The sequence below is a fragment of the Brevibacillus brevis genome (assembly GCF_001039275.2).
Lineage (GTDB): Bacteria > Bacillota > Bacilli > Brevibacillales > Brevibacillaceae > Brevibacillus > Brevibacillus brevis_C.
Genome location: NZ_CP030117.1, coordinates 1,354,331 through 1,369,141, shown reverse-complemented (window position 1 = coordinate 1,369,141; position 14,811 = coordinate 1,354,331). Strand labels below are relative to the sequence as shown.

Annotated in this window: 15 protein-coding genes; 7 read left to right on the top strand and 8 right to left on the bottom strand. The window is 49.5% G+C overall.

The window, feature by feature from the left end; all coding sequences use genetic code 11:
• Nucleotide 1: 1 nt before the first annotated feature.
• The 4 genes from AB432_RS07150 to AB432_RS07135 all read right to left on the bottom strand — a co-directional run bounded on the left by AB432_RS07150 (nucleotide 2) and on the right by AB432_RS07135 (nucleotide 4,262).
• Entirely contained in the window at nucleotides 2-895 is an 894-nt protein-coding gene (locus AB432_RS07150; RefSeq protein ID WP_082196037.1) for a carbohydrate ABC transporter permease, read from the bottom strand.
• A gap of 136 nt (nucleotides 896-1,031) precedes the next feature.
• The gene (locus AB432_RS07145; protein ID WP_048031663.1) at nucleotides 1,032-2,315 is read right to left on the bottom strand and encodes an ABC transporter substrate-binding protein; all 1,284 of its coding nucleotides are present in this window, start codon (nucleotides 2,313-2,315) and stop codon (nucleotides 1,032-1,034) included.
• A 25-nt stretch (nucleotides 2,316-2,340) separates the two neighbouring features.
• Nucleotides 2,341-3,378 (bottom strand): serine hydrolase domain-containing protein, encoded by a 1,038-nt coding sequence (locus AB432_RS07140; RefSeq protein WP_048031662.1) that lies wholly within the window; start codon nucleotides 3,376-3,378, stop codon nucleotides 2,341-2,343.
• Nucleotides 3,379-3,395: 17 nt separating this feature from the next.
• Entirely contained in the window at nucleotides 3,396-4,262 is an 867-nt protein-coding gene (locus AB432_RS07135) for a MurR/RpiR family transcriptional regulator (RefSeq protein WP_048031661.1), read from the bottom strand.
• A 210-nt stretch (nucleotides 4,263-4,472) separates the two neighbouring features.
• Between AB432_RS07135 and AB432_RS07130 the strand changes: the two genes are divergently transcribed.
• Nucleotides 4,473-5,765: an amidohydrolase gene (locus AB432_RS07130; RefSeq protein ID WP_048031660.1), complete on the top strand. Its 1,293-nt coding sequence runs from the start codon at nucleotides 4,473-4,475 to the stop codon at nucleotides 5,763-5,765.
• Between the two features lie 13 nt (nucleotides 5,766-5,778).
• Here the strand turns inward: AB432_RS07130 and AB432_RS07125 are convergent, their stop codons facing one another.
• From AB432_RS07125 to AB432_RS07105, 3 genes are all read right to left on the bottom strand, one after another.
• A complete protein-coding gene (locus AB432_RS07125) occupies nucleotides 5,779-6,237 on the bottom strand; it encodes a TspO/MBR family protein (protein ID WP_048031659.1) in 459 nt (152 codons plus the stop codon).
• A gap of 1,198 nt (nucleotides 6,238-7,435) precedes the next feature.
• On the bottom strand, nucleotides 7,436-8,131 hold the full coding sequence (locus AB432_RS07110; RefSeq protein ID WP_048031657.1) for a metal-dependent hydrolase: 696 nt from the start codon (nucleotides 8,129-8,131) through the stop codon (nucleotides 7,436-7,438).
• A gap of 133 nt (nucleotides 8,132-8,264) precedes the next feature.
• Nucleotides 8,265-8,462 carry a hypothetical protein gene (locus AB432_RS07105; protein WP_048031656.1) on the bottom strand — a complete coding sequence of 66 codons (198 nt, stop codon included), beginning with the start codon at nucleotides 8,460-8,462 and terminating at the stop codon, nucleotides 8,265-8,267.
• 272 nt (nucleotides 8,463-8,734) lie between these two features.
• On the opposite strand from AB432_RS07105, the gene AB432_RS07100 reads away from it, so the two are divergent.
• The 6 genes from AB432_RS07100 to AB432_RS07075 all read left to right on the top strand — a co-directional run bounded on the left by AB432_RS07100 (nucleotide 8,735) and on the right by AB432_RS07075 (nucleotide 13,501).
• Nucleotides 8,735-9,328 (top strand): MerR family transcriptional regulator, encoded by a 594-nt coding sequence (locus AB432_RS07100; protein ID WP_048031655.1) that lies wholly within the window; start codon nucleotides 8,735-8,737, stop codon nucleotides 9,326-9,328.
• Between the two features lie 306 nt (nucleotides 9,329-9,634).
• Nucleotides 9,635-10,630 (top strand): helical backbone metal receptor, encoded by a 996-nt coding sequence (locus AB432_RS07095; protein ID WP_048031654.1) that lies wholly within the window; start codon nucleotides 9,635-9,637, stop codon nucleotides 10,628-10,630.
• 12 nt (nucleotides 10,631-10,642) lie between these two features.
• Complete coding sequence (locus AB432_RS07090; RefSeq protein ID WP_082195882.1) at nucleotides 10,643-11,638, top strand: FecCD family ABC transporter permease; 996 nt, start codon at nucleotides 10,643-10,645, stop codon at nucleotides 11,636-11,638.
• Between the two features lies 1 nt (nucleotide 11,639).
• Nucleotides 11,640-12,419 carry an ABC transporter ATP-binding protein gene (locus AB432_RS07085; protein ID WP_048031653.1) on the top strand — a complete coding sequence of 260 codons (780 nt, stop codon included), beginning with the start codon at nucleotides 11,640-11,642 and terminating at the stop codon, nucleotides 12,417-12,419.
• A 17-nt stretch (nucleotides 12,420-12,436) separates the two neighbouring features.
• The gene (locus AB432_RS07080; protein ID WP_048031652.1) at nucleotides 12,437-12,946 is read left to right on the top strand and encodes a HugZ family pyridoxamine 5'-phosphate oxidase; all 510 of its coding nucleotides are present in this window, start codon (nucleotides 12,437-12,439) and stop codon (nucleotides 12,944-12,946) included.
• Between the two features lie 84 nt (nucleotides 12,947-13,030).
• A complete protein-coding gene (locus AB432_RS07075) occupies nucleotides 13,031-13,501 on the top strand; it encodes a DinB family protein (RefSeq protein ID WP_053079555.1) in 471 nt (156 codons plus the stop codon).
• A gap of 83 nt (nucleotides 13,502-13,584) precedes the next feature.
• Here AB432_RS07075 and AB432_RS07070 read toward each other — a convergent pair whose 3' ends face one another.
• Entirely contained in the window at nucleotides 13,585-14,769 is a 1,185-nt protein-coding gene (locus tag AB432_RS07070; RefSeq protein WP_048031651.1) for a M20 family metallopeptidase, read from the bottom strand.
• Nucleotides 14,770-14,811 lie beyond the last annotated feature (42 nt).

Sequence of the window (14,811 nt, the reverse complement as noted above, 5' to 3'; positions counted from 1 at the left end):
ACTAGTGTTGGACTTCTCGTTTCCTCATCAAATAGAGTGACAGCGCCGACACAGATCCGACGATGAAAAACAACACGACAGCCAATGCCGAACCGAGTCCAAGTGTGACATCCCCAGCTCCGCTGCTAAATGCCATGCGATAAAAGTAAACAGCCAGCGTATCCGTCGAATAAAACGGCTCACCCATCGAGCCTTGCATGGCGTAGACGAGCTCGAACGCTTCAAAGGCCTGAATGAACGTGAATATCGTCATAATCGTGATTGCTGGCATGCACAGCGGCAAAATCATTTTCCACAACATCCGCCAGCCTGTTGCCCCATCCAACCTCGCCGCCTCGATCAAATCCTCCGGGATCGACTGAAGTCCCGCCAAAAAGATCAGCATGGCAAAGCCTATGCCAAACCAGCAGTTAATCAAAATGATCGCGAGAAGCGCTGTATCCGGATCACCGAGCCATGGTCTGGCCCACTCTTCGAGACCAATTTTCCCCAAAACGGTATTGAGTGCACCGTAATTCGGATTTAAAATTAATTTCCATAAAAACCCAATCACAATGACAGACAACAACCTTGGCATGAAATAAGCGATCTTGAGAAACCCGGAACCTCGTATTTTGCGATAGATGAGAAAAGCCAGTCCGAAGGCAATCCCATTTTGCACAATCATTTCGACCACAAAGTAGAAGACGTTATGCCGTAAAGCATTCCAGAACATTTCGTTGAAAGGCTCTACCGTAAACAGCGTAATGAAATTTTGCAGTCCGACAAAAACCCCGCGCTTGATGCCATTCCAGTCGTACAAGCTGTACAAAAATGCCGAAAAGATCGGGTACACGACAAACAACGTATAAATAACAAGCGCGGGCAGCGGAAACAAGTGAATCAGCCAGCGCACCTGCCCCTTTGTTCGAATGCTTTTCCGGTTTACCGTCTCGATGATACCCACCCCTTCTTATGAAAATCATCGCGGTCTGTTTAGAAGCCGGGAGTGAACCCAACTCAGGTCCACTCCCCTTTTCGTTTGCTATTTTCTACTTTTTAAAGGGAGGAAACCAGGTAGCCGCCGACTTTTGGACTTCTTCTACGACCTGCTCAGGGGTGAGCTTGCCTAAATACATGCCTTGGAGGGCATTTTCTAATGTTTGCTTCGTGGTCGGTTTTCCTTCCGCGAAGCTGACGACCATCAAGTAGGGCGTGGCGCTTGATTGGGACAGCTCTGCCATCTTGTTTACCAACGGATCGTCAGTCGATACACCTGGCACCGCGCTGATTCGTTTGAACTGATTTGCGAATAGCTCCCCGAACTTTTTCGTCGCCATGAATTCCATGAACTTCAATGCCTCTGCTTTGTGTTTGGACTTGGCATTGACGGCATAGGAACCATCGACCCAGGTTGTCAGGACATGTTTTCCGTCATTGGTTGGCATTGGAAAGAAATCAAGTGGCAAATCGGGGTTGAGCTTTTTGATTCCTTCCAGTTCAAAGCTGCCATTGATGAACATCGCTGCTTTTTCCGTGGCGAACAACGTCCGCATATCATTCAATTCGAGACCTACATAATTTTCCGGGAAATAAGGAATAAGTTCTTGCATACGCTGCACAGATTGGAGGAACTCGGCACTTTTCAGGTCACTTTCTCCTTTTAGCAGCTTGTCGAGATAATTCGTTCCGCTGTAGCTAGCAGGGGCAATCACACCATGACTGAGAGAGAGGAGCCAGCCTTCCTTTGCTCCGAAAGAGATCGGGACGATTCCTTTCTCCTTCAATGTTTTGGCTGTCGCGATCAGCTCATCCCAGCTTTTCGGTGCCTGGAGTCCGTTTTGCTCGAAGATTTTCTTGTTGTAGTAAAATTGCGTGGAGTTCAGGGATAGTGGGACACCGTAGACTTTACCGTCTTTACCTGTGGCTGCTGCGAGCACGTCTTTTGGTATGGTAGATATACCTGGCACATTGTCGAGGGGCTCCAGATGTCCAGCTTCAGCCAGAGTAATCCCTGGAGCGTAGGGACGCAGTTGCAAAATATCAGGACCACTGTCGCTTTGGAGCGCCGTGTTCAGGATGGTATTGTACTCCGTTGCTTTGAATGGTTTGAAGTCGATCTTGATATTCGGATTGTCTGCCTCAAAAGCTTTGATGATGGCTTTGTAGCCCTCTGTGTCTTCTACACGCCAGCTATGCATCGAGAGTGTTACCTGCTGTCCTCCACCCTGCCCGCCGCCAGACTCTGTTTCGGTTCCTCCACTACTACATCCTGTCACTACCATAACTGCAGCCAACACGATTGAAGCTACATAGCGAAAACGAAATTGCTTCATGCGAAACCCTCCCCTTTTTCTTCCCTTAGGTCTGCAAAAGCTGAGCCGTAACCGCATCGTGCAAAATTGGTCGTAATTGCCGAAGCTGATGATTGCGGCCTAGATGAACGGCGTTGGTAAGAAAGATGACAGCAAACTGTTGCTCCGGATCGATCCACATACTGGTTCCAGTAAAGCCCGTATGCCCGAAGCTCTTACGATGCAAGCCGTTTCCACAGCTCAAGGTGGTCGAAGCTTGATTGAGCTCCCAGCCATACCCTCTATTCCCCCCTGCTTGCTCTGTATGGTTACGAATCGCCAGTTCATACCATTCGCTCGCAAGTATTCGAGGATCTTGGTACAACCAGCTCATCGCGTATCGGCACAGATCGTCAGCCGTTGAAAATAGTCCAGCATGTCCGGCAACCCCTCCCATCGCAAATGCTTTCTCATCATGAACCTCGCCTGTAATGTAGGAGTTAGTGAGACGGCAATACTCAGTAGACGCAATATTCCGATAAATTTGCTGATTTGGACAGTAAACGGTTTGTGCCATGCCCAATGGGGTGAAGAGGCGCCGGGTAACAAACTGGTCCAAGCGCTCTCCGGTTACTTGTTCGATAACGAGGCCCAACCAGATCATGCCCAAATCACTGTAAACTACCTGGGCCCCTGGCTCGTGAATCAATTCTTGCGCATACAATAGCTCTGGCAAATCGATCTCGCTATCGCGCCTTCTCTCTGCCAAATCTGCCGGCATTCCTGAGGTATGTGCGAGCAGTTGTGCGAGTGTGATCCGCTTTTTATCAGCGGGACAATCGGGGAAAAATCGACCAATCTGATCATCTAGCGCTATCACTCTCTCCTGCACGAGCAAAAGGATAGCCGGCAGCGTCGCCGTCACTTTGGTGAGCGACGCCAGGTCAAACATGGTATCCGGCGTCACCCGCTGGTCTTTGGTAATACTCGTCGTTCCGACATCACACGCATACCAGATACGACGATCACGCACGATTCGCAAGGCAGCTCCCGGCAGCAAACCGTTGTCCACCCATCCTTGCAATAGCAGCTCCAAATCGTCCACGTCTTCCCTCCCTTCTCCTACGTCGATGAGCGTTTCGTTCGGCTGACAGCAAGCCTTGATTTTTCCAACAGGGGAATGACTTGCTCTTGCATCCTGCTGATCATGGTAATAAATAAAATATCGATGACGTTCAATTGAGCAATGCGTGAAGCCATGGCTCCGCTGCGAATGCTTTTTTCTACCGAGCTGGTGAACAGCCGAATGTTGGCTAGTTCGGCTACTGGCGAGGGTCCGAATTTGGTCAGGGTAATGATGGTCGCTCCCTGCTGCTTGGCCTCCGTCAGCGATTGAATAATGTCTTCGGTCTGTCCTGAATAAGATATGCCGATAACCACGTCTTTTTCCGTTAAAGTGACTGCCGACGTCAATTGTGCGTGAAAATCCGAATAAGCCTCACACCACAAGTTAATCCGCGAAAATTTTTGCCGGATATCGTCAGCAATGACTGCGGATGCACCGACCCCGTAGACATCGATCTTCCTGGCTACCGACAACACGTCGACTGCTTTCTTTACTTCTTCGTTGGACAAGACGGAGAGCGTATCCTGGATGGATTGAATGTTGTTCCAGCTGACCGCTTGCATAATCGATTCAACTGAACCCTCCATCATAATCTCCTGATAGCTGCCCATCGCCGTCTGTTTCGTCAAATCTCCCGCGACGCGCAGCTTCAGCTCCTGATATCCCTTCATATTAAGAGAGCGAGCCAAACGGATAATCGTCGCCTCGGAAACCCCACTATATTCCGCCAGTTTTTGGACAGAAAGCTTCACGACATCTTCCGGGTGAGCCAGGATATAATCAGCGACTTTTCGCTCTGAAGGCTTCAATTGATCCAAGATTGCTTGTAGGCCGACAAGCCCTCCATTTAACATATGTGACATCGCTTTCTTCCCCCAAATCTTATCTACATTTTATGTAGCATTATTTCTCTAGTCAATTGTTATCTAATAAACAATATTTCAAAATCACGAAGCTCAGCACAACTCTTCTGAATTTGTTCTCTCCTTTTCTAAAAATTCCCTCCTTGACTTTCTCGCGGCGTCAAGCTTTACGCTTGCATCGCTACCAGGAATAAAAAGGAGGATTTTCCCATGAAAACGTTACTGATTAAAGACTGCATGTTATTGACGATGGTTGAGGGAGAGAAGCCATTTCTCGGGGATATTTGGATCGTGGATGGTCGAATCGCCAAAATCGGACCATCCCTTGAAGAGGAAGCAGACCGTGTCATACTGGCTAAAAATAAGGTAGCAATGCCTGGTCTCATCAACGCGCACAACCATGCCAGCATGTCCTTGCTGCGTGCTTTTTCCGATGACCTCAAGCTGATGGATTGGTTGGACAAAAAGATGCTTCCTGCTGAAGCCCGGATGACAAGAGAAGATGTCTACTGGGGAACGACACTGGGAATCGCGGAAATGATCGCTTCTGGCACGACCGCTTTTGCCGATATGTACGTGCATATGGATGCGGTTGCCCAAGCGGTACTTGATTCCGGGATACGCGCTTCCTTGACTCGCGGCATGGTCTTTTTCGAGGATGACGGAGGACGACGAATGGCTGAAGCCTTAGACCTCATCGACAACTGGACGGGGGCCGGCGATGGCAGAATCACGACGATGCTCGGTCCGCACGCTCCTTATACGTGCCCTCCGAAGCCTTTGCAAGGAGTCATCGAGCTTGCCCGCAAGCGCAAAATCCCGCTCCACATCCATCTGGCTGAAACGATTGAGGAAGGAGAAAAAATCCGGACCCAGTACAATCAGACTCCCACGGAGTATTTGCATGAACTGGGCATGTTCCACGACACCCACGTCTTGCTCGCGCATGCTGTTCATCTGAATGAATCCGATGTCTCACTTCTTCGCAGGATGAGAGGCGGTGTCGCACATAATCCTGTCAGCAATTTGAAGCTCGGCTGCGGCATCGCCCCTGTCAGAGAGCTGATCGAGGCTGGGGTCACTGTCGGGATGGGAACAGATGGTGCTGGCAGTGCTACGACTCTCGATATGTTTGCCGAGATCAAAGCCGCAACTTGGATGCAAAAGCTCAAGCACGGCGATCCGACGGTTCTTCCTGCCGAAGCAGCCTTGCGCATGGCTACCATCGAAAGTGCAAAGCTGCTTGCGATCGATCACGAGGTCGGAACTCTGGAAGCCGGGAAGAGAGCTGATCTCATCCTGATCGATCTGGATAAACCGCACCTGCAGCCTGTCCATGACATCCCTGCCCTGCTTGCATACAGCGCAACAGGAGCCGATGTGGATACAACTATTGTGAACGGAGAAATTTTGATGTATCAGCGCCAATTCCAAACCCTTCATTGGGAGGAAATAAAGAGAGAAGCGACAGCGCGAGCCAGCCGACTCGTAGAGGGCCTGTAATTATTTTGTGCTCTCACAGGTTGAGCAGGCAGAAGCCAACCGCGAGACACATCGCAAACAAGCTCCACATGAAAGAGGGAATGAGCAGTGAGGATGCAATTTTGTGGTGGGGACGAATGGCGCGAATCAGCACCCATGTGGAATACATCACCAGAATGGTATCCAGCGCAGCCAACACGAGCAGTTGATAGCCGATAAACAATACGAAAAAAAGTTGATGAAAAAACCAATTGATTCCATATAGAAGCAAAAGCTCGCGGTCTATCTGCCTGGTTCGAATCAAGATCAGGAGCGACCATGCTATGAGTGCATATAAAATGAGCCAGATGATACGGAACAAGTAAATTGGCGGTGTCCCATCGGGCTTGGCCAGGGAATCATACCAGTCCCCACCGTATGGAAAAGCAAGACCACCCAGTGAATAGAGGACCACTCCCGCAAGAAATAGAAGACTATTGTGCACCAATCTCATCCAGGAAGTCACCCTTTCTTCTTTACTCTTCGTTACTCTTTTATATCTATGAGTGGTCCTGTTCTTTTCATGCTAGTTTCAGAGATTTCTTTTTTGGTATAAAAAACTTTTTGGTACGTTGCTGTAGTGCCGGGGAGGAAACAGGAGAAAACGCTTAGATTCTTGTCCCACCCGCTGGGGGATTCACTGCCCGCCTCCATGCAAAAAGCGAAACCGCGTCCAAAGTGGTCCTTTCAGGATGTATTTCAGAGGTGGACGCTTAAGGGCGTGTTTCGCTTTTTGCATTCCGTCTCGGTCGGTGTACCAAATATCTTCGCTTTTTTCTCCTGTTTCCTCTACGAGCTTTCCGTGTTAACCGGGTCTTAAATGCCTGAAAAGATGGAAGAATGTAATCAGTTCCGACAGAGAAGAATATTTCCAGACGTAGCGACTTGTGAAGTCCTACCGAGCGGAGAAGGGATTTGCGGGCAAAAGAAACGCAATGTGCCCCTGCGACGAAGCGGCTACCACTTTTGCGTTTCCCCGCAAATCCCTTCGGAGCGGACAGTCCCAACCCCCAGCGGGACGGAGCCTGGAGCCTAGTCTGGAAATATTCTTCTCCCCACCGCAGCTACATAACGGGAACCTCAAGTTGCTGCTGTAGTGCTGGGGAGGAAACAGGAGAAAACGCTCAGCTTCTAGGTCCACCCCCTGTGGGATTGACTGCCCGGCTCCATGAAAAAAAGCGAAACCCGCGTCCAAAGTCGTCCGTTCAGGAGGCGTCTCAGAGGTGGACGCTAAGAGCTTGTTTCTCTTTTTTTCATTGCGCCTCGGTCGGTGTCCCTAAGATCTTCGCTTTTTTCTCCTGTTTCCTCTACGAGCTTTCCGTGTGATCCGATTTTTTAAAAGATGGAAGAACATAATCAGTTCCGACAGAGAAGAATATTTCCAGACGTAGCGACTTGTGGAGTCCTACCGAGCGGAGAAGGGATTTGCGGGCAAAAGAAACGCAACGTGCCCATACGACGAAGCGGCTACCACTTTTGCGTTTCCCCGCAAATCCCTTCGGAGCGGACAGTCCCAACCCCCAGCGGGACGGAGCCTGGAGCCTAGTCTGGAAATATTCTTCTCCCCACCGCAGCCACATACCTAGAACCCCCATAAAAAAACCGCTAATCTCACCCTCGGTAGATTAGCGGTTCTATGTATCAAGATCGTGTTATGGCAAACGCAATGTCTCCCCTGGCTTCAATGCCTTGCCTCTGATGTCTTTTTCAGCCAGCTCGGCTACGAACGCTTCCCCATCCTGTTTGATCGGCGGGAATGTATCGTAATGAATTGGGACAACAAAATCGGCTTGTACCCACTCGGCAGCAACGAGTGCATCCTCAGGTCCCATTGTGAACACATCTCCAATCGGCAGGAACGCCAAATCGATGTTATGACGCTCTCCGATTAGCTTCATGTCACCGAACAATCCTGTATCCCCTGCGTGATAGAGCGTTTTTCCACCTAGCTCGATCACAAAGCCCCCTGGCATTCCCATGTACACGATTTGTTTCTCATCATCCAGCACGACACCGGAGCTGTGGAACGCCTGTGTCATTTTCACTTTTCCAAATGGCAGTTTGATAGAGCCTCCCAGATTCATCGAGATGGTCTTGACTCCCTGCCAGCTCAAATAGGTAGCAAGCTCATGGGTTGCAACGATTGTCGCATCGTTTTTCTTGGCCAACTCTACCGCATCCAAAATATGATCCTGGTGTCCATGTGTTAGAAGAATGTACTGAACAGAGATGTCTTCCAGCTTGGTTGCTGCCACTGGGCTTCCTGAAATAAATGGATCAATCATGATCGAATGCCCTTCACTTGTTACCTGCACGGAAGAATGTCCGTGAAACCGAATATCCAACATAGTGTTACCCCCTCTATTCGCAGCGTTTTTTCAGTCCCTTTAATGTTACCATGCCGCAGGGTGTAAAGAATAGAAAAGGCCGTCGATCACTCGACAGCCTGAGAAACAAATCCTATTTTTCTACAATCAGTACTTAGCAATCGTCGCCGTCATGCTCTGTAACGGCAACAATTTTCGAATCACGAATAATGGTGCGGCGATTACCATTGCGCTCTTCCAAAATAATGGTGGTCGATTTTACTTGTACTAGACGACCAAAAAAAGTGCCGTCTACAGTGGCAACCCTAACATTTCTGCCTTCGAATTTTTTTACCTGATCTTTGAATGCCATGGTTAATCCCTCCTTCTCATGCATCCTATGAACATTTGGCATAGCCCTACTGAGCACATGCGGAGTTAAAGAGAAAATGTACTTGTACCCGTCCGTCATTTGTCCTCATTTTGCCAACAACTTTGTCGTCTGGTGACAAATTGACGCCAAATCAGCACACTGCTTACGAACACTGTGAGATTTTGTCGCACGATTCCAAGAGGAAAACCATTTTCACGTACAGAAACGGTATAGCAAGAGATGAGCGGACTTACGCCAGAGGAGGGATTTCCATGGGAGAAGTTATCGAGTTATTGGCACGGGAGAGAACATACAGTGGCAGAGAAGTTGCGGGACTGTTAGGCATCGGAGCGAGCACCTTGCGCAAGTGGAGCATGCTCTTGGAACAGCACGGCTACTGGTTTTTGCGGGATAATCAAAATCGTCGGGAGTACAGGCAGACAGATATTACGTGTCTTCAGCGGTTTTATAGTTTAACAAAGGATCAACTCATTCCGCAAGATGAAGCTGCCCAAATGGTTGCTACGCAAAGCTCCCTTGAACCCGCTCGTAAGGAAACGGCCGTTGCGGTTGCATTCCCCCCTGTTTCCTCACATCCGGCTTTGAATCATACTGCTGCCCTTGAAGAGCTGGATGAAAAGCTGCATGCCTTGGCTTCTCATGTCCAGCAACAAGACGCCGCCTACTTAGCGCTGCTAGCTCGTGTAGAAAAGCAGGAAACCTATATTACCAACAACCTGAAGGAACGTGATCGCCGCTTGACCAAGGCAATGAATGACATTATGGATGCCAAAATCGAGTTAGCCAAAATCAGGGACGCTGAACGGAAAACTTCGATCTGGCAGAAGCTTTTTCGGATTCGCTAGACGGCTGCAAGATTTACATTGTTGCCTTCTTTTTTCTCGCAGCCAGCGACTTGGGATGCCCGGACGCCTCGCTTACGAAATGGCCACTTCCGCATGATATACGCTCCATTCAATTACTCCGGGCAACCTTCTCTCTTAGCACAAAACACCTCTACTTTCCTCTTTTTCCCCCGGTTTTCCTCCTGTTTTCGCCATTCTTTTCTATGGAAATTTTTTATTGATAATAGTAATCATTCTCTATATAATCATAATCGACTCAAAAGAGATTGATTCTCATTATCATAAATTCTCAGGAGGCTTCGTACATTGAAACATGCAGGATGGAAAACCGGGATGATTGCTTTGCTATTGACAGGTGTAGTTGGATGCAGCAATTCCGCGTCCCCTGAAGCTGTCACACAACAAGCTGCTAGCAGCTCACAGTCGGACTCGTCGACATCAAGCAAACAAGCCGTCCATACAATCAGCGTAGATGAAAAGAAGGTAGAAGATCTACTCACCCAATTCAAAGCCCAGCCACCTACAAAAGTCGTGACCGTTTCCGTAGCGATTACCGAGTTACTGAACGAACTGGGTGTCACTCCGGTAGGCGTACCGACGACAAGCAGCAAGCTGCCAGCCTCCCTTGACAATGTTCCGCGTATCGGCACTTCTCACCAGCCTGATTTGGAGCAGGTCGCGAAGCTTCAGCCTGACGTGATTCTCGGTCCTACCTCAATCCAAGCGAGCATCGATAAAAAATTAAAACCCGCAGCACTGCCTACCGCGTACTTGCCTGTAGACTCAATCGACGAGCTCAAACTGTCTACTGTCGCACTCGGACGCCTGTTCAAGCAGGAAGAGAAAGCAACAGCGTTTCTCCAATCCATCATGGAAAAAGAACAAACGATTATAGACGCAACCAAAGGGAAGCCCGCCCCCAAAGTATTGTTCTTGTTCGGTTCTGCCGAAGCCCTTATGGTCATGAATGAAAATACATTTGTCGGAAGCCTTGCCCGTAATCTCGGCGCATCCAACGTCGCTTCCGATGTTCTGAAACAAACCGAAACATACGTGCCGCTCAACATGGAATCGATCGTAGCTGCCAATCCCGATGTCATTTTACTGGTAGCGCATGGCGATCCGAGCGCAGTGACCAAAAAGTTCGAAGAAGACGTGAAGAAAAACGGCGCATGGGAAAAGCTGAGCGCATTCAAAAATGGCAAAATGAAAGCACTCGATTACAGCACATTCGGGATCGCCTCACTGGTAAAAGTTCCGGCTGCCTACGAGGAGCTCGCAAACATCCTGTATAACGATTAAGGAGTTTTTTCTGTGACCCAGCACATTCCGAACAGGAAAGCAGCTCTCTTGGTGACAGCTTGCATCATGCTCGGTGTAGCTGTACTGCTCTCCATTGGTCTGGGGAGCGTACGCCTCACGCTTGCCGAAACAATAGAAACCATCCTCGGACACGGCGATGCCGCAAGTCAAACCATCCTGTGGGATATCCGGATTCCGCGTGTTTTTCTTGCTCTATTGATTGGGGCCAATCTCGCTGCATCGGGTGCCCTGCTGCAAGCAGTCATGCAAAATCCGCTTGCCGATCCAGGTTTGACGGGGGTATCCAGCGGGGCAGCCGTTACGGTGTTGTTCATCATGCTGGTCGTGCCCGACTATTCTTACTTGATACCCTTAGCTGCCATCATTGGCGGCGGAGTAGCCGCAGGCATGGTCTACTCCATGGCTTGGAAAAAACAGGGCGGATTAACACCTGTGCGCATTATATTATCGGGGGTTGCCGTCAACGCTGTCTTCGGTGGAGCAATCGGGTTATGGTCCATCCTGTACAGTGACAAGCTGCCTGGTGCGCTGCAATGGATGAATGGCAGTCTGTCTGGAAAAGGCATGGGCGATGTCATGATGATGCTTCCCTACTCGATCGTCGGGTGGATCGCAGCGCTGTTATCGATCAGGCAGGCAAACATTTTACGCCTTGGAGAACAAGTCGCTCACAATTTAGGGCAGAACTTGCATCGCTTGCGCCTCTCTCTTTCGATCATCGCGGTCTATCTGGCAGCCGTTTCTGTATCGACTGTCGGCCTTGTTGGGTTTATCGGACTAGTCGTGCCGCACATGGCTCGCATGCTCGTCGGCTCTGATTACCGTCTGGGCTTGCCATTTAGCCTCGTGCTTGGCTCTCTTGTCTTGCTTGTGGCCGATACGTTTGGTCGAACGGCATTCGCTCCTTTGGAGATTCCTGCCGGGATTGTGATGGCAATCGTGGGAGGACCTTATTTCCTTTACTTGATGCGAAAAGGGGGCATGTGACATGTTACAGGTGCAATCGTTGAACATCAGCTACGGTTCACGTACAATCGTCCATGACTTTTCTCTCGATATCCAAGAAGGAGAGGTTGTTTCGATCATTGGTCCAAATGGTTCAGGAAAATCATCGATTCTCAAAGCGATTTCACGGCTGATTCCTTGTGAAAGCGGCCGTGTATGTATTGCGGATCAAGAATTGAACAGCCTGAGTATGAAGCAAATCTCTCGCATCATGTGCATGCTTTGCCAATCCAACACGTGCCCGTCAGACGTAACCGTAGGAGAGCTAGTCGGATACGGCCGCGTTCCCCATAAAAAATGGTTTGAGCGCCTGAGTGGCGAAGACTATGAGATCGTCACGTGGGCTTTGGAACAAACCGGTATGCTCAGCTACAAGGACCGCTACCTCGTCTCTCTGTCTGGCGGGGAAGCACAGCGTGCCTGGATCACGATGGCTTTGGCTCAAAAACCGAAAATCTTGTTACTTGATGAGCCAACTACCTATTTGGACATCGCCCATCAACTGGATGTGCTTGAGCTCGTTCGTAAGCTGAATCATGATTTGAAGCTGACGGTTGTCATGGTGCTGCATGATTTGAATCACGCCAGCGCCTACAGCGATAAAATTTGTGTGATCAAAGACGGAGGCCTGCGTGTTTTCGGAAAACCTCAAGATGTGCTAACGATGGAGATGATTCGAAGCGTGTACGGTGTCGAAACCGAGATTCAGTACACGTCAGACAGCGGTAGCCCGCGGATTCACATTTTGAAAAAAGCAAATTAAACAAGTGAGGTGCTCGTATGAAAGCGATGGATAAGGAAGCGATGAAGGTCCAGTACCAATCGTTTGCTGCGAACATGAAGACACTCATGTTGAGCACGATCGACGAGCATGGAAAACCGTTTCTCTCCTACGCCCCGTTCGTCAAATACGATGGAAAGTTCTACATCTACATTAGTAAAATTGCGAATCACTATCGCTACATGGAAGAAAATCCAGCAGTCGATGTCATGCTCATTGAAGACGAGTCGAAAGCCACCAATCTATTTGCTCGCCAACGCGCTCGCTTCGTGTGTTCAGCCCTGAATTTGGGTAACGCCGGTTACGATGAGATTTTCGAGCTGTTTGCACAGTCATTTGGAAAAAGCATGATGGATATGCTGCGCGGCCTTGATTTTTCCTTGTTCGAATTGACACCATCAGAGGGACGCTATGTAGCTGGGTTCGGTCAGGCTTACGACATTGACCTGACAGCCGATAAATTTGTCCACGTTAACCGAGATGGTCACACATCAACAAACCGATCTTGACCGGTTTGTCTGACCGCAAGCGGTCACATCCAATTTCTATGAAAAACGTCGAGACGTTTTTCACTTAACGGAGGGGCATCTTTCATGACCTATTCAACCGCATTGACACTTTGGCTCACCATCCAGGAACGTTTTCACAAGACTGCGAAAAACTTGCCCGAACAAGATTTGCGTTTGAGCATGAATGCAGTCTCCATCGGGTATATGCTGCGCCATAGCGCTGAGGTCGAGTACATGTTTGCCGAATGGTTTTTCGGTCGGAGCATCCCAGCGGACGTAGAGCTGTTGACGAAAAACGGTCCTGCCGGAACCAAAGTTGCCTTTACCAACGTGCAAGAGCTCGCTGATTTTATGACCGCTTCCAACCAACACTTGATCGATGCGATGCGTGACTTACCTGAGGGCGCTTGGCACAAGCCCGTTGAAACGCCATTGGGGTCTTCTACTCCATTAGAAGCATTGGGTCGCCTCATGTATCACACGGGTATCCATGCCGGACAAATTTCGCAGATTCAAAAATCATTTCACACCAAAGAAAAAGAGCTCACCCACTAAGGTCTGATACCGCCTTTCGCACACCAAAAAGAGCTTCCCGTCTCTCTTGACTGGAAGCTCTTTTTGCATGTGTGCCACTCTGGTTACATCACGATTTTTCTTGCTGCGTTGACGAACATTTTTACGCCAACTTCGAGCGCATCCTCGTCGATCGTAAAGCGTGGATGGTGGTGCGGATATGTGATGCCTTTTTCTTTGTTTCCGGCAGCGACATAGAAGAAGCAGCCTGGTGCTTTTTGCTGGAAGGCGGAGAAATCCTCGCCACCCATGGTTGGACGCATATGCTCTACCCACTCTGCTCCCAGTGATTCTTCCACGACCTCTTCCATCAACTTCGTCACTTCGGCATCGTTGATAACCGGGCGATAACCAAATTCGTACTTGAACTTGTACCCCGCGCCGTGTGCTTCTGTAATGCCTTTGATCACGCGTTCCATGAGTCCCGGAACGGACTCGCGCAGATTTTTGTCAAAGCTGCGGACTGTCCCGCAAATCTCTACAGCACCCGGAATGACATTATGTGTCGTTCCTCCCACAAATTGTGTGACAGAGAGAACCAGATTATCGAGCGGATCGGCATTGCGGGATACGACGTGCTGGAGATTAGTCACCACTTGAGCCGCAATCGCGATGCTGTCGATCGTTTCATGCGGGAGCGCCGCATGTCCGCCTTTTCCAAGAACGGTGATCCAGAATGTATCAGGCGCTGCCATCATTGGACCTGGGCAGATACCCACTGTCCCAAACTCCATCGTCGACCACAGATGTGTACCAATCACCATGTCTACGCCGTCCATGACGCCTGCCTGTACCATTTCCTCCGCTCCGCCTGGGTATACTTCCTCTGCGTGCTGGAAGAAGAAACGAACCTCTCCCTTGATCTGATCCTTCATCCCGGACAGCAGCTTTGCCGTTCCGAGCAGCATGGAAGTATGTCCGTCGTGTCCGCACGCATGCATAACGCCCGGATTTTTCGATACGAATTCAAACGTATTCTCTTCTGTAATCGGCAATGCATCCATGTCAGCGCGCATGGCGAGCACTTTCCCAGGCTCGGAACCAATCAGTCTGGCCATTACACTGTTTTTCGTCGGTCTGGACACTTCCAGGTTCCCAAAGGTAAGCAGTGTCTCATACACAAACTGTGCTGTTTTTTCTTCATGGAAGGATAATTCAGGGTTCTCGTGCAAATAACGTCTCCACGCGATTACCTGATCCTTGATTTCTTCGACCGCCTTATTAAGCGTTACCACCGCCGTTGCTGTCATGCCGCTCTCCTCCTGATTTACGTGGCTCCCCCACTTACTATC